20 protein-coding genes are annotated in these 18,413 nt (G+C 73.5%); 13 read left to right on the top strand and 7 right to left on the bottom strand.

The genetic code is table 11. The annotated features are described in order from the left end of the window. Positions 1 to 64: 64 nt before the first annotated feature. Both OG625_RS27680 and OG625_RS27675 read left to right on the top strand, forming a co-directional pair. Positions 65 to 1,156: a PP2C family protein-serine/threonine phosphatase gene (locus OG625_RS27680; protein WP_329386397.1), complete on the top strand. Its 1,092-nt coding sequence runs from the start codon at positions 65 to 67 to the stop codon at positions 1,154 to 1,156. 26 nt (positions 1,157 to 1,182) lie between these two features. Continuing rightward, the gene (locus tag OG625_RS27675) at positions 1,183 to 2,076 is read left to right on the top strand and encodes a nuclease (protein ID WP_329386395.1); all 894 of its coding nucleotides are present in this window, start codon (positions 1,183 to 1,185) and stop codon (positions 2,074 to 2,076) included. 108 nt (positions 2,077 to 2,184) lie between these two features. On the opposite strand, the gene OG625_RS27670 is transcribed toward OG625_RS27675, so the two are convergent. After that, entirely contained in the window at positions 2,185 to 2,436 is a 252-nt protein-coding gene (locus tag OG625_RS27670; protein WP_329386393.1) for a hypothetical protein, read from the bottom strand. Positions 2,437 to 2,542: 106 nt separating this feature from the next. On the opposite strand from OG625_RS27670, the gene OG625_RS27665 reads away from it, so the two are divergent. Further along, positions 2,543 to 2,914, top strand: coding sequence for an ArsC/Spx/MgsR family protein (locus OG625_RS27665; protein WP_329386390.1), 372 nt, complete (start codon positions 2,543 to 2,545; stop codon positions 2,912 to 2,914). Here OG625_RS27665 and OG625_RS27660 read toward each other — a convergent pair. Next, entirely contained in the window at positions 2,911 to 3,807 is an 897-nt protein-coding gene (locus tag OG625_RS27660) for an alpha/beta fold hydrolase (protein ID WP_329386388.1), read from the bottom strand. The genes OG625_RS27665 and OG625_RS27660 overlap by 4 nt on opposite strands. Positions 3,808 to 3,869: 62 nt before the next feature. On the opposite strand from OG625_RS27660, the gene OG625_RS27655 reads away from it, so the two are divergent. The 3 genes from OG625_RS27655 (at position 3,870) to OG625_RS27645 (ending at position 6,380) form a co-directional block, all read left to right on the top strand. After that, positions 3,870 to 4,340, top strand: coding sequence for a MarR family winged helix-turn-helix transcriptional regulator (locus OG625_RS27655; RefSeq protein ID WP_329386386.1), 471 nt, complete (start codon positions 3,870 to 3,872; stop codon positions 4,338 to 4,340). Beyond that, positions 4,337 to 5,731, top strand: a complete 1,395-nt coding sequence (gene pdxR, locus OG625_RS27650) for a MocR-like pyridoxine biosynthesis transcription factor PdxR (RefSeq protein WP_329386384.1) — start codon at positions 4,337 to 4,339, stop codon at positions 5,729 to 5,731. The genes OG625_RS27655 and pdxR overlap by 4 nt, the downstream gene beginning before the upstream one ends. Before the next feature lie 112 nt (positions 5,732 to 5,843). Next, positions 5,844 to 6,380 carry a GNAT family N-acetyltransferase gene (locus tag OG625_RS27645; protein WP_329386382.1) on the top strand — a complete coding sequence of 179 codons (537 nt, stop codon included), beginning with the start codon at positions 5,844 to 5,846 and terminating at the stop codon, positions 6,378 to 6,380. A 236-nt stretch (positions 6,381 to 6,616) separates the two neighbouring features. Here OG625_RS27645 and OG625_RS27640 read toward each other — a convergent pair whose 3' ends face one another. Further along, on the bottom strand, positions 6,617 to 7,120 hold the full coding sequence (locus OG625_RS27640; protein ID WP_329386380.1) for a GNAT family N-acetyltransferase: 504 nt from the start codon (positions 7,118 to 7,120) through the stop codon (positions 6,617 to 6,619). 98 nt (positions 7,121 to 7,218) lie between these two features. After that, positions 7,219 to 8,052, bottom strand: a complete 834-nt coding sequence (locus tag OG625_RS27635) for an alpha/beta fold hydrolase (protein WP_329386378.1) — start codon at positions 8,050 to 8,052, stop codon at positions 7,219 to 7,221. Between the two features lie 432 nt (positions 8,053 to 8,484). Between OG625_RS27635 and OG625_RS27630 the strand changes: the two genes are divergently transcribed. Then, positions 8,485 to 8,724, top strand: a complete 240-nt coding sequence (locus tag OG625_RS27630; protein WP_329386376.1) for a hypothetical protein — start codon at positions 8,485 to 8,487, stop codon at positions 8,722 to 8,724. On the opposite strand, the gene OG625_RS27625 is transcribed toward OG625_RS27630, so the two are convergent. After that, a complete protein-coding gene (locus tag OG625_RS27625) occupies positions 8,717 to 9,634 on the bottom strand; it encodes a Gfo/Idh/MocA family protein (RefSeq protein ID WP_329390996.1) in 918 nt (305 codons plus the stop codon). The genes OG625_RS27630 and OG625_RS27625 overlap by 8 nt on opposite strands. Positions 9,635 to 9,857: 223 nt before the next feature. Here OG625_RS27625 and glnII point away from each other — a divergent pair, with 223 nt between their 5' ends. From glnII to OG625_RS27610, 3 genes are all read left to right on the top strand, one after another. Beyond that, positions 9,858 to 10,877 carry a glutamine synthetase gene (gene glnII / locus OG625_RS27620; RefSeq protein ID WP_329386374.1) on the top strand — a complete coding sequence of 340 codons (1,020 nt, stop codon included), beginning with the start codon at positions 9,858 to 9,860 and terminating at the stop codon, positions 10,875 to 10,877. Positions 10,878 to 11,016: 139 nt separating this feature from the next. Then, positions 11,017 to 11,358: a hypothetical protein gene (locus OG625_RS27615; protein ID WP_329386372.1), complete on the top strand. Its 342-nt coding sequence runs from the start codon at positions 11,017 to 11,019 to the stop codon at positions 11,356 to 11,358. Between the two features lie 358 nt (positions 11,359 to 11,716). Continuing rightward, positions 11,717 to 12,334, top strand: a complete 618-nt coding sequence (locus tag OG625_RS27610; protein ID WP_329386370.1) for a winged helix-turn-helix domain-containing protein — start codon at positions 11,717 to 11,719, stop codon at positions 12,332 to 12,334. A 73-nt stretch (positions 12,335 to 12,407) separates the two neighbouring features. Here OG625_RS27610 and OG625_RS27605 read toward each other — a convergent pair whose 3' ends face one another. Both OG625_RS27605 and OG625_RS27600 read right to left on the bottom strand, forming a co-directional pair. Then, positions 12,408 to 13,910 (bottom strand): PepSY-associated TM helix domain-containing protein, encoded by a 1,503-nt coding sequence (locus tag OG625_RS27605; RefSeq protein ID WP_329386368.1) that lies wholly within the window; start codon positions 13,908 to 13,910, stop codon positions 12,408 to 12,410. A 78-nt stretch (positions 13,911 to 13,988) separates the two neighbouring features. Then, complete coding sequence (locus OG625_RS27600; RefSeq protein ID WP_329386366.1) at positions 13,989 to 14,744, bottom strand: hypothetical protein; 756 nt, start codon at positions 14,742 to 14,744, stop codon at positions 13,989 to 13,991. 65 nt (positions 14,745 to 14,809) lie between these two features. Between OG625_RS27600 and OG625_RS27595 the strand changes: the two genes are divergently transcribed. The 3 genes from OG625_RS27595 to OG625_RS27585 all read left to right on the top strand — a co-directional run bounded on the left by OG625_RS27595 (position 14,810) and on the right by OG625_RS27585 (position 18,347). Next, positions 14,810 to 15,418, top strand: coding sequence for a rhomboid-like protein (locus tag OG625_RS27595; protein ID WP_329386364.1), 609 nt, complete (start codon positions 14,810 to 14,812; stop codon positions 15,416 to 15,418). A gap of 50 nt (positions 15,419 to 15,468) precedes the next feature. After that, positions 15,469 to 16,263, top strand: coding sequence for a tyrosine-protein phosphatase (locus tag OG625_RS27590; RefSeq protein ID WP_329386362.1), 795 nt, complete (start codon positions 15,469 to 15,471; stop codon positions 16,261 to 16,263). An 80-nt stretch (positions 16,264 to 16,343) separates the two neighbouring features. After that, entirely contained in the window at positions 16,344 to 18,347 is a 2,004-nt protein-coding gene (locus OG625_RS27585; protein WP_443067784.1) for a hypothetical protein, read from the top strand. Positions 18,348 to 18,413 lie beyond the last annotated feature (66 nt).

The raw sequence follows: 18,413 nt of genomic DNA, 5'->3' as shown, positions 1-18,413 counted from the left end.
CGCCGGGCCACCCGGCGGGGCGGTCCGGGGTGCGCGGGCCCGGCCCCCGTACCAGGGTGGAGGGGTGAGACGCGGACGCGAGGATCCGGGCTGGCTGCGCGGGGAACCGCCGCCGCGCTGGGCCCTGCTCGCGCCCGCGGTGGCCCTGGTGGTGCTGGTGCTCGCCCAGCGGCTCACCCCGGGCGACGTGGAGATCGGCTTCTTCCTGGCCGGTCTGCCTCCGGTGGCCGCCTTCGCGTACGGCGCCGCCGGGACGGCCTTCTTCGCGGGCCTCGTGCTCCTGCTGCTCGGCGTGCCCGGTCTGGGCATCGCGCACGCCAAGGGCACGGACCTGGCCACGGTGGCCGCCGTCGGGGTGCTCAGCGTGGTGATCGCCTGGGTGCGGCGGCGCCGGGACGCGCAGCTGGTCAGTGTCCGGACGGTGGCGGAGGCCGCCCAGTTGGCGGTACTCCCGCCGGTGCCTCAGCGGGTGGGCGGGGTGGGCTGCTCCGGCCTCTACCGGGCGGCGCAGCGCGGCACCCTGGTGGGCGGCGACCTGTACGACGTACGGGCCGGGCCGTTCGGGGTGCGTGCGCTGGTCGGGGACGTACAGGGCCACGGTCTGGAGGCGGTCGGCACGGTGGCGGCGCTGCTCGGGGCTTTCCGGGAGGCGGTGCTGGACGACGCGGAGCTGTCGGCGGTGGCGGCCCGGCTGGACCGGCGGCTGCTGGCGGACTCGGCGTCCGCGTCCGTGGACCATCCGGAGCTGTTCGCGACGGCCCTCCTGGTGGAGTTCGCGCCGGGGCTGGACCTCGTACGGATCGTGTCGTGCGGGCATCCGCCCGCCCTGCGGTTGCGCGGGGCGGCGGTGGAGGAGCTGGTGGTGGAGCCGGGTCCGCCGCTGGGGCTGGGTCTCGCGGGGCCGGCCCCGCAGGCGGTGACGGAGCTGCCGGTGCGGCCCGGGGACCGGCTGCTGCTGCACACGGACGGCGTGACGGAGGCCCGCGACACGGCGGGGCACTTCTACCCGCTGGCCGCGCGGGTCCCCGTACTGGCGCGGGACCCGGACGGTCTGGTCGCGGCGGTATGGCGCGATCTGGCGACCTTCACGGCCGGGGGTCCCCCCGACGACGTGGCCCTGCTGCTGCTGTCTCTGGACGGCGGCCCCGCACGGTGATGACCGCGATTCCCAAGGGAGACACCATGTCCATGCTGCTCATCCGAGGTACGTTCCGGGTGCCGAAGGACGCCAAACCGGACGGCGACACCGTCCCCTTCGTCCCGGACGACGTGGCCGAGTGGAAACTCGTGCCCGGGCACAAACCGATCCAGCCCAAGGCGGACGGCCGCGTCAGCATCCGGATGGAGGCCATCGACGCGCTGGAGACGCACTTCGAGGGCCACTACGGGCCGGAGCAGCACCAGCCGCTGGACCTCGCGCACCGGGCCTCGGACGAGCTGCTGACGTGGCTCGGTTTCGCGAGCGTCCAGCGTCACGAGGACGAGACGGTCACCACCATCCCCGACAGCGTGCCCGGCTTCATCCTCACCCAGGGCGCGGACGTCCACGGCCGCTGCGTGGCCCTGGTCGGCCGGGGCACTCCACCCGCATGCACCGGCTATGAGATCAAGGTCGACGAGAAGCTCCTGCAGAAGACGGCCAACTTCCATCTGATCTCGTCCGGCATGGCCTACCCGACCTTCTACTCGGGCTTCCCCAGAGAGCTGCGCGAGGCCCTCACCGCCGAGACCCTGAAAGCGAGGAAGGCCAAGAAGGGGGTGTGGGGCGACGGTGTCGACGTGACCACGACGGGGGCGAGGATCACCGAGATGTCCTCCCTCACGGCCGCGAACGGGGCGGTCATCCTGCCCAAGCTGTTCCGCCGCCTGAAGGAGTACCTGGACCTCCAGCCGGCGCACCCGCCGGTCGTGTCACTCGCCTGCCTCCCCACCTACCTGGCCGGGGCCGCGGACACCTTCCGCCTCACGTCGGGCGGCGCCCCGATCACCGGCCTGCACCGCATCATCCAGATGCCGGACGCGAACACCGTGAGGATGACGTGCCTGCCCGAAGAGATCGTCTTCGACGAGAAGTGAGCGGCGGCGCGGCGGCAGTCGCCGCAGCGACCACCGCGACCGGCTCACCGGGGCTCCCGCCCCGGCGAGCCGGCTCCGGCTCGCCCCTTACGACCGCTTACGGTCGCCTCACGCCTCCTTGATGAACGCGCGCACCATCTTGCAGGTGACGTTGGACGGCCGGTGGATCCCCGTCCGGACGGCCATCGTCCGGATCTTCCGGTTGGTGGCGCGACGGGCGTCGTACGTCCCCGAGTCGAGCAGGGATATCGCCAGCCGCATCGCCTTCAGGCGGCGGTTGTGGCTCTCGTACCACTCGCGGGGCAGCCCCGCCGGCAGCGGCTTCTTCTTGACGTGCTGAATCGTCATGGCAGTGGCCATCTACAGCCTCCCAAACGGTAGTTGGCTTCCTGTCGTTCTCCCTCGATTTTACTGGGCACCACTGACAAAAGCCCTGGCCGGGCAGGCCCTGGATAGGCTGGGAGCCATGGAGATCTGGATCAACCCCGCCTGTTCCAAATGCCGCAGCGCGCTGACCCTGCTGGACGCGGAGGGCGCCGACTACACGGTGCGCCGCTACCTGGAGGACGTGCCCTCCGAGGACGAGATCCGCGAGGTGCTCGGCCGCCTCGGGCTGGAGCCGTGGGACATCACGCGCACCTCGGACCCCCTGGCCAAGGAGACCGGCGTACGAGAACTGCCGCGCGAGGAGACCGAAGCGGCGCGGGCCCGCTGGATCGCGCACCTGGCCGCGCACCCGAAGCTGATCCAGCGTCCGATCATCACCGCCGAGGACGGCACGGCCGTGGTGGCCCGCTCCGAGGAAGCGGTCCGCGAGGCACTGTCGCGCAAGGCCTAGTGCGCGACGGCAGAGGCGATGGCTCCGGCCGCCGCGTGGGGCAGCGCGTGGTGCGAGAGGCCGGGCAGTACGTCGACCCGCGCGCCCGGCAGCACCGCCTGCGCGGCCCGGGCCGCGAGGGCTGCGTCGTGGCAGCGGGCGCGCCCGGCGAACACGATCCGCACCGGAACCCCGAGCCCGCCCAGGTCCGGGCGCGGCCCCGTGACCGGCCGGGCGGTGGGGAAGCCGGCGGTCTCGTCCTGGAGCCGCAGCCACGCCGGGTCGAGCGCCGCCCCGCCGGTCTCCCAGTCGAGGAAGGACCGGATCCGCCGAGGGGTGGGCCGCAGCAGCATGGGCAGCGCGCGCAGCACGTAGCCGGGGCGGTACCCCGCGAAGACCTGCGTCGGGTCGAGCAGCACGAGGCGGCCGAGCCGGGCGGGCCGGGCGGCCGCGTAGTGCGCGGCGATCCAGGCACCGTAGGAATGCCCGCCGAGGACGAACGGGCGGGCCGGGCCTACCGGGTCACCCAGGCCGGACGGCTGAGCCAGCCCGCCAGGCCCGCCCGGCCCGAGCCCGTCGAGCACCCCGTCGAGCCACCCGACCAGGTCCGCCACCGACCGCGGCGCCCGACCCGCCGCGGGGACGCTGAGCCCCGGGTCCCCCAGCAGGTCCACGGCGTGCACCCGGTGGGTGCGGGCCAGCCCCGCGGCCGCGCAGGCACCCCACACCGCGGAGGTGGCCCCGCCCCCGGGGAGCAGCACCACCGGCGGGGCGTCGGCGGGACCGCAGCTGTTGACGCGGGTGACCCCGTACGGGGTGGGCAGTTCGGCAGTCTCGACGGTGCCGGGCCACCGGGCGAAGGCCTCGTCGTAAGCGCGGCGGAAAGAGCTGCTGCCGGAAGACTTCCGGGACATGACCGACCCCAATCCCTCGCTGGGCAATAATCTCGCTCAACGAGAGACTAAACGGAGGCGACATGGCTGACAACCGACAGCCCGAACCCGAGAACCTTCAACTGGTGCACCTCCTCAGGGCAGTGACCGTCGAGTTCGGCATGCGCCAGGCCGAGTTCGCCGCCCGCAACGGCATGCACCCCACCGACGTACGGGCCCTGATCTGCCTGCTGGACGCGGCCCGCGCGGGCGAGCCGGCCACCGCGGGCCTCCTCGGCGCCCGGCTCGGCCTCAACTCGGCGGGCACCACCGCCGTGATCGACCGCCTGGAGCGGCTGGGCCACGTGGCGCGGGTCCGCGACGCCCTCGACCGCCGCCGGGTGCTGCTGCGCGTGGAGCCGCAGGCGATCCTCCTGGGCCGGGAGTTCTTCGGCCCCCTCATCGACGGGGTGCTCGTGGTGCTGGACTCCTTCGAACCGGCCGAACGGGACGCCGTGCGCCGCTTCCTGACCGCCGCCCACACCGTCTTCACCACGCAGGAGCCGGGCGCATGACCGCGCCCGACCCGGGCGCCGGCGCCGACCTGCACCTGGAACTCCCCGCCGAAGGCTCCCGCCGGACGGCCCTCGCCCAAGCCCTCCGCGACGCCGTGCGCAGCGGACGGCTCGCGGGCGGGACGCGGCTGCCGCCGTACCGGACCCTGGCCGCGGACCTCGGGCTGGCCCGCAACACCGTGGCCGACGCCTACGCCGAACTGGTCGCCGAGGGCTGGTTCACCGCCCGCCAGGGCTCCGGGACCCGGGTCGCCGAGCACCCCGCGCCCCGCGCCACCAGGGCCGCCGCCTCGGCACCCACCCCCTCGGCCCCCGTCCACGACCTGCTCCAGGGCAAGCCCGACCCCGCCTCCTTCCCCCGGAGCGCCTGGGCCGCCAGCGCCCGGCGGGCCCTCGCCGCCGCACCCACCGAGGCCTTCGGACCCGGCGACCCTCGGGGCCGCCCCGAGCTGCGGCGGGCGCTGGCCGACTACCTGTCCCGGGCGCGCGGCGTGCGTACCACCCCGGCGAACATCGTCGTCTGCTCCGGCTTCGCCAACGGCCTGCGCCTCCTCGCGTCCGTCCGCCCCCGGGACTGGGCCGTCGAGGCGTACGGACTCCCCTTCCACCACTCCATCCTCGAAGCCGCCGGGGTCCGCGCGCATCCCCTGCCCGTGGACGAGGACGGCGCCGTCACCGACCGACTCCCGACCCGGCCCCGTACCTTGCTCCTCACCCCCGCGCACCAGTTCCCGACGGGCGGCCGCCTCCTCCCCGCCCGCAGGGCGGCCGCCGTGGAGTGGGCCCGCGGCACCGGGGGCGTCATCGTCGAGGACGACTACGACGGGGAGTTCCGCTACGACCGCAAGCCGGTCGGCGCCGTCCAGGGCCTGGCCCCCGAGCACGTGGTCTACGCGGGCTCACTCAGCAAGAGCCTCTCCCCCGCGATCCGCCTGGGCTGGCTGGTCCTGCCGGACCACCTGATCGACCAGGTCCTGGCGGCGAAGGGCCTGCGCGAATCCTGGGCGAGCGCGCTGGACCAGCTGGCGCTGGCCGACTTCATCGCATGCGGTGCGTACGACCGCCACGTCCGCCGCATGCGCAAGCGCTACCGGCAGCGCCGCGACCAACTCCTCGCCGTACTCGCCGCCTCGGCCCCGCACCTCCGGGCGACGGGCATCTCGGCCGGCATGCACGCGGCCCTCACCCTCCCTCCGGGCCAGGAGGTCCCGACCCTCACGGCGGCCCGCGCGGCCGGCCTCGCCCTGGACGGCCTGTCGGCCTACCACCACCCCACCGCCCCGCCCCCGGCCCAGGAGGGCCTGGTCATCGGCTACGCAGCCCTCCCGGACGCGGCGTTCACCCGGGCCCTGGACGCCCTGTCGGAGGTGATCCGGCGGGTGGAGGAGTAGCCGGGAGGCGGCGGAGTAGCCGGGAGGAGGCGCGTGGGACGCGCCCGTGCAAGCGCCTTGCACGCGCCATATTGGTTTGCCGTCGGCGAACCCGGTCGGATAGGAAGCCTGCATGCTTAGAGGCGGCAAGGTCGGGCTCAGGGCCCGGCACGAGGACGACATCCCGATCCTGCGGGCCGAGCTCTACGACGACGTGGTCAATTCCTCGCGGGCCGAAAGCAGGCCGTGGCGGCCGCTCGCGCCCGGCTCGAAGGATCCGCGCCTGGTGGTGGACGACCAGGAGCAGGGGCACGTCCCGTTCTCCGTGGTGGAGTTGGACGGCGGCACGCTGGTCGGCACCGCGACGCTGTGGGGCATCGACAACCACAACCGGTCCGCGCACATCGGCCTCGGGCTGCTGCCGTCCGCTCGCGGCAAGGGCTACGGCACCGACGTGGTCGCGGTGCTGTGCCACTACGGTTTCATCGTGCGCGGCCTGCAGAGGCTGCAGATCGAAACGCTGTCGGACAACCCCGCGATGCTGCGCTCAGCCGAGCGCAACGGCTTCGTCCGCGAGGGCGTACTGCGCTCGTCGGCCTGGGTGATGGGCGAGTTCCTGGACGAGGTACTGCTCGGGCTCCTCGCCGCGGACTGGAAGCCGGGCGTGTAGGGCTCGCAGGGGTAGGGCCTGCTCGCCGGCCGGCCGAGGGCGGGGTCCGAGCTGATCGGAATCGGAGAAGGCTTGGGGATTTCCCGGCAGTCTCATCGTCCTTCCGCGTCGGGCCGCCCTGTCAAGGGCGCTCCTCCTTCGTCGTCGCGTCGCTTCGCGACGGCCTTCGGCCACCCTTGACAGACCGTCCCGCCCCGCAGACCTGCCCCGCCCAGCGATCGAGCGCAGGCCCGGCCCTACTGCGCGGCTCCGCCCGGGATCATGTCGTACGTGACCCACATGGTCCGCGTGGCCACCTGGTCGTACTTCGCGCGTGCCCGGTGGTTGTCGTCTGCGGTGATCCACCGCACCACGCTCCAGCCCCGCTCGGCGGCCAGCTCGCGCAGGGCGCCGAGCAGCAGGTCGGCGGCGCCCGAGCCGCGGTGCTCCGGGGCCACGAACAGGTCGTCGAGGAAGCAGCCGACCGTCGCCGACAGCGGACGGGCGAAGGGGCGGTAGTGGGCCAGGCCGAGGAGCCGGCCCTCGGTGTCCTCGGCGACCAGGGCGCCGACCTCGTGTCCGGGGTCGTTCACCCACGACCACACGGTCTCGGCGGCCTCCTCCGTCTGCTCCACCCGGTAGAAGTCGGCGTAGCCGCGGTACAGGACGCGCCACTGGGCGAAATCCTCGGGCCGGGCGGCGCGGACCAGGATGTCGGACATGCGGGAACCCCCGTACTCGGTGACGATGCCACCGATCATGCTTCAACCCGCAGCGTCCGCCTTGCTCCACGGCGTCGAAACGCCGACGTCCGGGGCGCCACCGCGGACAGGTACGCCGACCTCGGCCGCGCGCGGCTTCAGGACACCCGGCGGCCGTCGAGGAACTCCGACAGCAGCCCGTTCAGCACGTCAGGACGCTCAAGGTGTACGTCGTGCCCCGCGCCGGGGACGCTCACCGCCAGCGTGTCCGGACGCCGCCGCAGCATCTCGTCCACCTCCGACGCGGCGATGAAGCCCTTCTGGCCGACGACCACGAGGGTCGGGCAGGCGACCCGCTCCCACTCGTCCCAGAAGGACCGCCCGGCATTCTCCTCCAGCGATCCGACCATGACGTCGCGCTCGAAGCGCGGCCACCATCCGCCGTCACGCTCCTCCAGTCCGGCCGCCCACCCCTCGCCGACCGGGCCGCCTCCCAGGAAATCGACGGCGGCCTCCCGTGTGGGGAACGGCTTCGGCCAGGAGTCGAACCATCCGCCGATCTCCGCGACGACCTCCGGGTCGCCCCCGCCCGGCCCGGCTTCGACGAGCACGAGGGCACCTAGGCGTGCGGGGTGCTCGGCAGCGGCGAGCATGGCCGTGTGGCCGCCCAGCGACTGGCCGATCAGGACGAACCGGCCGAGCTCCAGCCGGTCGGCCACGGCGAGGACATCGGCGACGTACGCGGCGCGGGAGACGTCCCCGGGGCGGCGTTCGCTGGCGCCGTGGCCCCTCTGGTCGACGGCCACGACCCGGTACCGCGGGCTCAAATGCCGTGCCACCGCGTCCCATTCGCCCACGTGCCCGGCCAGCCCGTGCAGCAGGACGACGGCCTGGCCGTCCCCTCCCCAGTCCCGGCAGACGAGCCGCACCCCGTCGCGCACCACGGTCCGCTCGGCCCACTCCGCGAGGCGGCCGTTCGCATGGGTTTCCATGATCCCCTCCTCTCCCGGAAGGGTACCGAGCGCCCACTTTCCGTACCGCGACCCGGAGGCTCGTAGGGTGGCCGGATAACGAATAGGGACGTAACACGCCAAAGGACCCACCGTGACCGAGCCCACCCCCACAACCCCAAAGCCGCAACCGCAACCCCAACCCCAGCCCCAACCCCCCACCCCCTTCCCCCCGCCCCGTCGCGGGGCGGACTGGATGTTCGGCGGGGTGTACGGGACCGTGCTGGCCAGCGGGCTGCTCGCCGCGCTGGACCAGAAGGGCGGGGACTACACCCCCTTCTACGACGCCAGCTGGGTCCTCGTGACGGCGGCCACCGCCGGGCTCGCGCACGGCTACTCCCACCACATGACCACCCACCAGCGCGGCTCCGCCGCCCACCGGTGGCACCTGCTCGTCCGGGCACTGTGGAACGAGTGGCCGATGATCGCGGCAACCTGCCCACCGTGCTCCTGCTGGTCATCGCCGGGCTGTCGGACTGGGACTCCCCCGGGGTGACCGCCGTCGGACTCGGCCTGAACACCGCGCTGCTGTTCGCCTGGGGGTCCTTCGTCGCGCTCCGGGTCGGCTACCGGATCAGCTCCGCACTGCTCATCGGCCTGGCCGACGCGACGATCGGCCTCGCCATCATCGTCGCCAACGCGATCATCAAATAGGGAGCTGCCCCTCCCCCTCCGCCAGGATCTCCGTCAGCCGCGCCCCGAACTCGGCACCGCGCGGATCCGGCACCCCCGTCCGGGCCGCCGTGAGCAGCGCGTCCAGGGCCCGGCCGTACGCGCCCGGTACGTCGCTCCAGCCGGGCAGTTCGTGCACGCCCTCCGTGCCGCGCAGTTCCAGCCCCACCCCGGCGGCCGCGCGCGGGGCGCCCAGGCTGAGGACGGCGGTGCTGGCCGCGCCGGAGGCGTGCCGCAGGGCGAGTTGGACCACGTCCGACGGGCCCCGGGTGGCGCTGACGGCGGTGACCTCGCCGAGGATCGGGATCAGTACGGACAGCGCGTGCGGGCCGACGTCCCAGAGCCCGCCCTTCTCCTTGCGCCACGGCGAGTCGGCGTACGCGCTGGGCGTTCCGTCGGGCGGGAAGACGGCGCCGAGCCAGTGGGCCGCGGCAGTGAACCAGCCGTCCCGCCCGGCCTGCTCCTCGACCCACCCGGCGGTGGGCTCCGCGAAACGCAGGGTGAGGAAGACCACGGAGGCGACCTCGTGCCGGGCCACCGCGTCGGCCACGGCCCGGGCGTCCTCCACGGTCGTCGCGACGGGCTTGTCCAGCAGCACGTGGCAGCCGGCGGCCGCCGCGCGCACGGCGAGCGGGGCCTGGACGTCGGGCGGCAGGGCGAACGCCACGACGTCACAGTCGGCGAACAGCGCGTCGGGGTCTTCGTACACCTTCACGCCGTACTCGCGTGCCAGCTCGGCCGCGGCTTCGGGCCGGCGGCCCCACACACCGGCGAACTCGGACCCGGCGTGCGCGGCGAGGGCGGGGGCGTGGGTGCGGTGGGCCCAGGGGCCGGTACCCAGCAGTCCAACCCTGGGGCGGGGGTTTGCGACAGGGCTCAAATCAGACGAAATGCTCACGCGCCCAGTCTGCCCCACCCGGACGGACGCTCCGCCGCCAACCCGCGCCCGGTCCGCACAGCCCACCCGACCTGCGGCGTAAACCTCGGTAACACGGGGTTCACACACGGGCAACGGAAGGGAAATCGCGGCGGGGCACGCTGCGGTCATCACCGCAGCGCCGCGGAGACGATGAAGCAGCGACCAGCAGCACCCGCAGAGTCTGAGGATGGGGCCCGTGAGCTACAAGGCTGAGTACATCTGGATCGACGGCACCGAGCCGACGGCGAAGCTTCGCTCCAAGACGAAGATCCTGGCCGACGGAGCCGAGCTGCCGATCTGGGGCTTCGACGGTTCGAGCACCAACCAGGCCGAGGGCCACGCCTCCGACCGCGTGCTCAACCCGGTGTTCTCCTGCCCGGACCCGATCCGCGGCGGCGACAACCTCCTCGTCCTGTGCGAGGTCCTGAACATCGACATGACCCCGCACGAGTCGAACACCCGCGCGCTGCTGCGTCCGATCGCCGAGAAGTTCGCCGGGCAGGAGCCCATCTTCGGCATCGAGCAGGAGTACACCTTCTTCGACGGCACCCGCCCGCTCGGCTTCCCGGTGAACGGCTTCCCGGCCGCTCAGGGCGGTTACTACTGCGGTGTCGGCGCGGACGAGATCTTCGGCCGCGACATCGTCGAGAAGCACCTGGACCACTGCCTCGCCGCGGGCCTGGAGATCTCCGGCATCAACGCCGAGGTCATGCCCGGCCAGTGGGAGTTCCAGGTCGGCCCGGTCGGCCCGCTGGAGGTCTCCGACCAGCTGTGGATCGCCCGCTGGCTGCTCTACCGCACCGCCGAGGACTTCAACGTCTCCGCGACGCTGAACCCGAAGCCGGTGAAGGGCGACTGGAACGGCGCGGGTGCGCACACCAACTTCTCCACGAAGGCGATGCGCGAGGACTACCGCGCGATCATCTCCGCGTGCGAGGCGCTGGGCGAGGGCAGCAAGCCGCTGGACCACGTGAAGAACTACGGCGCCGGCATCGACGAGCGCCTGACGGGCCTCCACGAGACCGCCCCGTGGAACGAGTTCAGCTACGGCGTCTCGGACCGCGGCGCCTCGGTCCGCATCCCGTGGCAGGTGGAGAAGGACGGCAAGGGCTACATCGAGGACCGCCGCCCGAACGCGAACGTGGACCCGTACGTGGTGACCCGCCTCATCGTGGACACCTGCTGCACGGGCCTGGAGAAGGACGACCTGGTCTGAGCACCGGCCCGCTGACCCCCGCCTTCTGACGCCGTCTTCTGACGCCCGTCTTCTGGCACCCATCGCCTGACGACAACGCCCGCCGAGCCCCCGTGGCCCGGCGGGCGCTGTTGTCAGTGGCGTGTGGGACGGTGTGCCCATGTTGGCGATCAGGATCCAGACGGAACGCGGCGAGTCCTACGAACGGCCCGCGCTCGGCACGTTGTCCGAGCTGGTGGAGCGCATCGGGGCGGACGGGGACCGCTTCGTCGTCGTCGAGCGGCTCCTCGAGGAGCCGGACCGGTACATACAGGTCTGGCACGACGAGGACCACAAGGGCGACAAGGCGTACCAGCTGGAGCACCGGGACGGATCGGCGGACCGCCACTTCCAGGCGTACCTGCCCACGGCCGCCGAGGTGGTGGCGGTGATGGCGCGCTGGGCCCGGCAGGAGAAGGGCTGGGACGTCGGACCGGTCTGGGAGCCGCTGCGGCTGGGCTGAACGGGGGGGATTTTGTCCGGGGTTGGGGGGGTGCCTGTGTCGGAATTTGAGATTCCGATCCACGAGGTGAGACAGGGCCTGCCCTCGGGCTCGGACGTCTGCTTGAATGGGGCCATGGCCAGCCACCCGCACACCTCGTCAGGTCGCAGCGACCTCGAGCCGTTCTGGCCGTCCCGTCAGGACCACGATTTCGACCGGGTGTGTTGCCGCGCGAAGAACGCGCCGGCCCTCTAAAGCCTCCGGGATCTCGTCTCCTATCTGAGCTGCCCCCAGGCCTTCGGTCTGCGCGGAACGACATCGATGACGTACATACGCACGTCTCCCTGCCGACTCCTCCGCGTGAAAGAGCTGACCACTCATGGCGAACACCCGCTCCCTCACCTCCGCTGCGACCGCTTCCCTGACCTATCCGCCCAGTCCGCGCCACCGACTGCGTTCCGTGGACCGAGACGAAGTGGCCCGAGTAGTGGACCTGCTCCCGCCCGGGGCCACCTGGCTGCCCGCGCCCCAGCACACCCTGCCGACCCTGCCCGGCCAGCCCCCGATGGTCGGCTACCTGGTCCTCGTGCCGGCCGACCAGCAGCCGCCGATCACGTTCGCCCCGCACGCCGTGGCGGGACCGGCGCCCTTCTCCGCCACCTCCACCGCCACCGCCACCGGCACCGGCACCGGCACCGGCACCGGCACCGGCGACGACACCCTGGTCCGCATCGACCCGGCGCAGCGCACGGCCGAGGTCGACGGGCAGGTGCTGGATCTGACGTACCTGGAATTCGAGCTGCTGGCGCACCTGGTGAAGCACCCGCACCGGGTGCACAGCCGGGACCAGCTGGTGACCACGGTCTGGGGCTACGGGCACGTCGGCGACGGCCGGACGGTGGACGTCCACATCGCCCGCCTGCGCCGCAAGCTGGGCTCGGCCCACCGTGGCGCGATCCAGACGGTCCGCCGGGTGGGCTACAAGTACGCGCCGTGAGCACCGGGTTGAGCGCACACGGGTGGGCCCGCACTCCCCTCGGGAGTGCGGGCCCACCCGTTCTTGCACGGCGTTACGAGGCTTCGGCCGGCTCCGGCTCCGCCGCCGCGTTCCGACGGCCCGCGACGAAGCCCAGCACCAGGTCGATCACGAGGAACGCGACCAGGCTGATCCCGAGCAGCGGGACGAACCAGCCGACCACGGCGGTCACCGCGGCCAGCGGCAGCAGCAGGGTGACCGGCAGCTTCCGCCAGGCGCCGCGCGGCTGGGCGCGGCCGACGGACAGCGTGCGGTCCTTCGTCGGGCGGCGCAGCCACCACATCCGGTAGCCCCAGAAGACCAGGAACATCACGGCGACGGCGAGCGCGGCCAGCGCGATCTGGTTGGCGAGCCCGAAGGTCTTGCCCATGTGGAGGTCGATGCCGAAGCGGGTCATCTTCGCGAGCACCGGGTAGTCGGCGAAGCGCAGTTCGTCGATGACCTTGCCGTCGGCCGGGTCGACGGCGACGGCGTCCAGGTGCACCGGCACCTGCTTGTCCTGCTCCTTGATCACGTACCCCTTGCCCTTGGCGGGCAGGGTGATGCGGAGTTCCTCGGTGACCCCGGCGGCGCGGGCCGCGTCCACAGCCTTGTCGAGGCCGATGTCGGCGGTGGGCGCCGCGGCCGGCATCTGCTCGCCGGGGGCCATGGTGTGGCCGGCGTGCTCGTCGCCCCCGTCGGCCGCGCCGCCCGGCTTCAGCTTGGCGGAGACGGCGGGGGTGGCGCCGCCGAGGCCGTCCTGGAGCTGCCCGATGTTCTCACCGGCGTACTTCGACCAGGTCAGGCCGGTGGCGGAGAGGACGACCAGCCCGGCGACGGACCAGAGTCCGACGGCCCCGTGCCAGGACAGGGTGCGGCGGCGGCCGGTGAGCTTCCGGTCCGGGAGGACCATCCCCCAGCTACCGCTGGGAGGTGCCCCCACCGCCCGGCGCTTGCGGCGGCGGCCGATCCACAGGGCGAGCCCGCCGAGGGCGACGACCCACATCCAGCTCGCGGCCATCTCGCTGTAGTTCCGGCCGTACTCCCCCAGGTGGAGGCCGGCGTGGAACTCGCTCAGCCAGGTCCGCAGCGGGAGGGAGTCACCGGAGGTGGCGAGCTGCCCGCGCACCTCGGCCGTATACGGGTCGACGAACACGGTGAGGGTCTCGCCCTCGGGGAGACCCGGCTTCTCCATGATCACCCGGGTCGTGGCCTCCGCGTCGGGGCCGGGCCACACGGAGACGACCTCACCCTCGGGCGCGGCGTCCTTGGCCGCCTCGACCTGGGCGCTCAGCGGCAGGGCGCTTTCGCCGACGCGGGAGACGGTGAGCTCGTCGGAGTAGAGGATCTTCTCGGCCTGCCAGGAACCGGCGTACAGCAGCCCGGTGGTGGCGGCGAGGAACAGCAGCGGGGCGATCAGCAGGCCCGCGTAGAAGTGCATGCGCAGCAGCAGCGGCCGCAGCGCGGCCCAGCCGCCGCGGCCCTTGGATATGGCGTTGGCTGGGGCGTCGGCTTCGGAGTCCGGGGTGCGGACGTCCTGAACCTCGTCAAGGGACATGTCGAGTCCTAGGGGTTGGCGAAGACATGGGGGAAGCGACCCCGGGTCTCGCCTCCTCCTCGCCGAGGAGTGCGCCGGTCAGGCGCGGGCAGGGCGGCCGGGGGCCGTGGTGCTGAACGCTCGGTACGCGGGCGGCCCCCGGCGCACCACGGCATGCGCGTGCAGGGCTCCCCGCAGCCGGCGCGGCCGGTCGGACCGGGGCCGGAAGGCGGGCGGGGCCGGCAGGGCGGCGACCCGGGCCCGTACGAGGGCGAACGCGCGGGCGAGCGGCCGGGCCGCGTGCAGTGCGGCGGCGCCCAGGGTGCGGGCCAGCCGGAAGACGGCGGCCTCGCCCCGGGCCAGCCAGGCGGCGCAGAGCAGCCCGGCGAGCACGTGCGCGGCGATCATCCCGACGCCCCCGTGCCCGGCCATGCCGGCCATGCCGGCCATGCCGCTCGCGTCGGCCATGCCGGGGACTCCGGAGCCCATCGCCCCCATCGCCCCCGCGGCCCCCATGTCCACGCCCATGTCCATGTCCGGCATGTGATGGTGCACGGGAGCCGGAGCCGGAGCGGGGGTGAGAACAGGAACGGTCTGCGCAGCCTGACTCCCGGAGAAGACCAGGTGAAGGGTCCCCTGTACGGCTAGCAGCCCCGCGGTGATCCCCACGGGCCCGCGACGCCGCCCGGCGGCCAGCCAGGCCAGCCCGCCGGTCACCGCGAAAGCACCCAGAAGCCCCGGGAGGGGGATGTCCGTACCGGACATGTACGAATGCCCCACCGCACCCAAAGCGACGCACATCGCCGCGAATATCGCGGCCCGCGTGGCGCGCATCGGCGCGGAGTTCAGAGGCATGGCCGGGACATGTTCGCACGGGGCCCGGTGGTGCCCGCCAGAGGGCCGTATCCGATCATGGAGGCGTGAATCCGATTCCACTGGGAGTGGTGTATTCGGGCGGCGTCCAGCTCGGGGCACTCGCCTTGGACCGACTCGAGCCGGCGGAGCGGGAGCGGCTGCTCCGGGCCTGCTCGACGAATGTCGACAATCTCGCCGCCGGACGCTGGGAAACACTGCTGACCAGCGCTTTCGTCGTCGAGGAGCCGATGCCCCTGCCGTACGCACTGCTGCTCGTCGCGGTGCTCGGATACGCGGAGTACGCGTACGGCGCCTGGTGGACGGCGGCGGTGTTCCTGTTCGGGCACGCCGCGGCGACCCTCCTCGTGTACGGCGCCCTGCGCAGGACAACCGATCCGCGGACCCGGTGCGCGCTGGACGTGGGGACGAGCTACGGGTTCAACGCCGTACTCGGCGCGCTGACCTCGGCACTACCGCGCGGAGCGGTGCGCACCACCGCTCGGGCCGGACTGCTGGCGCTCGCCGCCGCGCCCGTGGTCAAGCGCGGGCGGACCTTCACGGACGCCGGGCATCTGGCGGCGCTGGGGATCGGCGTCGGGATCTCACTGGCCCTCGATTGTCTTTCCGACGCGAAACATCGGAAAATTACACGAATCGCTCAATGCATCACGTGAACCACACGAATCACCCGCACATCTCTACCGCTACCGCCGGAGCCGCCACGATGACCGCCACGCCCTCCACCACCGTCGCCAACCTCCGCGACCTCGGTGGCACCCCGCTGACCGGCGGCCGCACCGTACGCCCCGGCCTGGTGCTGCGCTCCGGCCAGCTCGACCGGCTCGACCTCGACGCCGACCCGGCGGTGGCCGCACTGGGCCTGACCACCGTCATCGACTTCCGCAGCGACGCCGAGCGCGCCTCGTACCCCGACCGGGTGCCGGCCGGGGCGCGGATGCTGGTCGGCGACGTCCTGGCGGACAAGATGAACTCCGGCAAGATGCCGGCGGCCGCGCAGCTCAAGGACCTGCTGTCCGACCCCGTGGTCGCCGAGGAGCGGCTGGGCGGCGGCAAGGCGCAGGCCCTGTTCGGCGACGTCTACCGGTCCTTCGTGAGCTCCGGCTCCGCGCAGTCCTCGTACCGGATGCTGCTCACCGAGGTCGCCGACCCGCAGGCGGGCCCGCTGCTCTTCCACTGCACGGCCGGCAAGGACCGTACGGGCTGGGGCGCCACGATCATCCTGTCGCTGCTCGGCGCGGACGACGAGACGCTGATGGCCGAGTACCTCTCGGTCAACCCGGCGGTCAAGCAGGCCTTCGCCCCGATGATCGAGGGCTTCACCGCGGCCGGCGGCGACCCCGACATAGCGCTCGCCCTGATAGGCGTCTTCCCCTCGTACCTGGAGGCCGCGCTCGACGAGGTCGAGACGCGCTACGGCTCCATGGAGAAGTACGTGCGCGAGGGTCTCGGCATCTCCGACGAGACCGTCGAGGCGCTGCGTGCCCGCCTGATCGCCTGACGGCCCGAAGGCCCGCGGTCCACCCGATCGGGGGTGCCGGAGGCGGGTGACCATCCGACGATTCGCTCGTTCTGCTGAACGTGACTGCGCCGGATACCGCCACCCGCCCCCCGTCTCCCGTGCCGCCCGACGTCGAGCAGGCCGAGGCCGCCATCGTCGAGCACTATCCACGGCTGGTGCGGCTCGCCTACCTGGTGCTGCCTCCCTCACTCGGCCGCAACCGCCGGGTACTCACCGCCCACTCGCTGGCCCAGCGCGCGCTGCCGCGCGGGCGGCGGGACGCGGTGGCGGCCGCAGCGGCGGTGCAGGGCGGGATCCCGGGCGGGGGCCAGGGCGCGGCCGCGGGCGGGGTCCCCGGTCAGCGCGGCGGTGGTGCGGGCGGCGCGGGCGAAGTGGTCGACGCCGGGTACGCGTACGTCCGGCTGCGCGTCCTGCGCAGCGCTCTCGAAGCCGGGATTCCGCTCACCTTCCGCGCCCTGCCGCGTCGCGCGCAGCTCCCGCCGCTGCTCCCCCAGGTGTGGGGGCTGCGGCTGTTCCCCCGCTCGGGCGGGGCCGAGGAGCTCGCCCTCGACCAGTGGCTGGCCACCCTGAACGGGCCCGGACGGGCCGCCTGCGTCCTGCGGGCGCTGGAGCGGCTGCCCGAGCCGGAGGTGCTGCGGGTGCTCGCGGAGGCCGGGGTCGCGGACCCGGACGCCGCCGTCGCACAGCTCTCGTCGTCAGGGGCGGGAGATCCCGCGAACGACGCCCTCTTCGCCTCCCCCGAGTTCGACCCGTGCGTGCTCCAGGCCCGGCCCACCGACCTGCTGCGCCGCCGCCGGCTGGCGCGGGCCGCGCTCGCCGCCGGGGCCGCGCTCGCCGTGTGCGGGACGCTGCTCGCACTGCCCGGCGGGGGCTGGGGCTCGGACGGCGCGGCCGCACCCCTGTACTCCCGCAACGCCGCGGCCGAGCAGGCCCTGGACCCCGCGCAGCTGGTGCGCGCCGAGGCAGCGCTCTGGCGCGCGTCCTCCCGTACGGACTTCTCCACCTGGCCCGCCCGCGGCGACCGGCTCGCCGACACCGCACTGCTGCGGCGGGCGCTGGCCGTCTGGGCCCGGCCCGGCGCCTCCGTCGTCGTCTCGGCCACCCCGGGCACGCCCTCCGGTCCGCCGATGGGGCCGGCGCAGCTGCTGTTCGCGGGCGTCGTCGACCAGGCCGTCGTGGTCCTGCTGTACGACGGCCTGCGCGTGGTCCGTTACGCCGAACCGCGTACGGGGTCCGCCGGCGCCGCCCTCGACTTCGCCCGGACCGACGGCGCCTCGGCGGACACCGCGACCGCGCTGGTGCTGAGCCGGGTCGACGGCAACGTCCGCTACCTGACCGCCCCCTGGGTCACGGGCGCGGCCCTGCGGGACCTGCTCAAGCCGGGCGAGGCCCCGGTGGTGCTGAAGCCGAGCCCGGACGGGGTCACCCAGCCGGTGCAGAGCCCCGCCCCGGCGGGCAGCTGTACGAGCTGGAACGCGCTGGCCCTGACCGGCGACGGCGCCACCCGGCTGATCACCGACCTCGGCGAACTGACCCCGGCCCGGCTGACCTCGGGCGCGCCGGGTGCGGAGCGCAACGTGTCGGAGGCCGCGGAGCTGGCCGACTGGTCGCGGATCGCGTGCCTGCTGCCCTCGGTCCGCTCGCACGGGGTCCGCACGGTCAACGCCTGGACGTACGCGAAGCAGCCGCTGCCGGAGGGGGACGGCACGGCGACCTGGCTGTGCACGCGGGCCGAGACCTGGGCGGGCGCGGCGGACCGGGTGCAGGCGCAGTTCCTGGCCCCGGGCGCCCCGCTCGCCGCGCAGGCGGCCCGTTCGGAGGGATCGCCGGCGTGCGGTTCGCGGGAACCGCGGGTGCTGGCGGGCGTGCTGTGGAAGTCCCGCGCGGGCCAGTGGTACGTACTGGCGGCGGGCAGCGCGCAGTTCACGTCGCTGTCGGTGTCCGGCAGCGGGGTGAACGGTTCCGCGAACGGCAACCGGCTGGCGGTGAAGGCTCCGGCGGGCGCGCAGGTCGACCTGTCGGGCAAGCTGACGGACGGCTCGAAGGCGGGGACGCTGCGCTAGCCGTGATCACGAGGAGGGCTCTGCTCCGGCGACCACCGGAGCAGAGCCCTTTGACGACGGTGCGCC

Origin of the sequence: Streptomyces sp. NBC_01351 (assembly GCF_036237315.1) — a bacterium.
GTDB lineage: Bacteria > Actinomycetota > Actinomycetes > Streptomycetales > Streptomycetaceae > Streptomyces.
The sequence above is the reverse complement of the archived record's forward strand: the minus strand, read 5'-3'. Positions and strand labels throughout refer to the sequence as shown.

Bases quoted from the DNA above. Each gene is read 5' to 3' on its own strand.
- OG625_RS27675 (WP_329386395.1), top strand. From the start codon at position 1,183: ATGTCCATGCTGCTCATCCGAGGTACGTTCCGGGTGCCGAAGGACGCC.
- OG625_RS27670 (WP_329386393.1), bottom strand. From the start codon at position 2,436: ATGGCCACTGCCATGACGATTCAGCACGTCAAGAAGAAGCCGCTGCCG.
- OG625_RS27665 (WP_329386390.1), top strand. From the start codon at position 2,543: ATGGAGATCTGGATCAACCCCGCCTGTTCCAAATGCCGCAGCGCGCTG.
- OG625_RS27660 (WP_329386388.1), bottom strand. From the start codon at position 3,807: ATGTCCCGGAAGTCTTCCGGCAGCAGCTCTTTCCGCCGCGCTTACGAC.
- OG625_RS27655 (WP_329386386.1), top strand. From the start codon at position 3,870: ATGGCTGACAACCGACAGCCCGAACCCGAGAACCTTCAACTGGTGCAC.
- pdxR (WP_329386384.1), top strand. From the start codon at position 4,337: ATGACCGCGCCCGACCCGGGCGCCGGCGCCGACCTGCACCTGGAACTC.
- OG625_RS27645 (WP_329386382.1), top strand. From the start codon at position 5,844: ATGCTTAGAGGCGGCAAGGTCGGGCTCAGGGCCCGGCACGAGGACGAC.
- OG625_RS27640 (WP_329386380.1), bottom strand. From the start codon at position 7,120: ATGATCGGTGGCATCGTCACCGAGTACGGGGGTTCCCGCATGTCCGAC.
- OG625_RS27635 (WP_329386378.1), bottom strand. From the start codon at position 8,052: ATGGAAACCCATGCGAACGGCCGCCTCGCGGAGTGGGCCGAGCGGACC.
- OG625_RS27615 (WP_329386372.1), top strand. From the start codon at position 11,017: ATGTTGGCGATCAGGATCCAGACGGAACGCGGCGAGTCCTACGAACGG.
- OG625_RS27610 (WP_329386370.1), top strand. From the start codon at position 11,717: ATGGCGAACACCCGCTCCCTCACCTCCGCTGCGACCGCTTCCCTGACC.
- OG625_RS27605 (WP_329386368.1), bottom strand. From the start codon at position 13,910: ATGTCCCTTGACGAGGTTCAGGACGTCCGCACCCCGGACTCCGAAGCC.
- OG625_RS27600 (WP_329386366.1), bottom strand. From the start codon at position 14,744: ATGCCTCTGAACTCCGCGCCGATGCGCGCCACGCGGGCCGCGATATTC.
- OG625_RS27590 (WP_329386362.1), top strand. From the start codon at position 15,469: ATGACCGCCACGCCCTCCACCACCGTCGCCAACCTCCGCGACCTCGGT.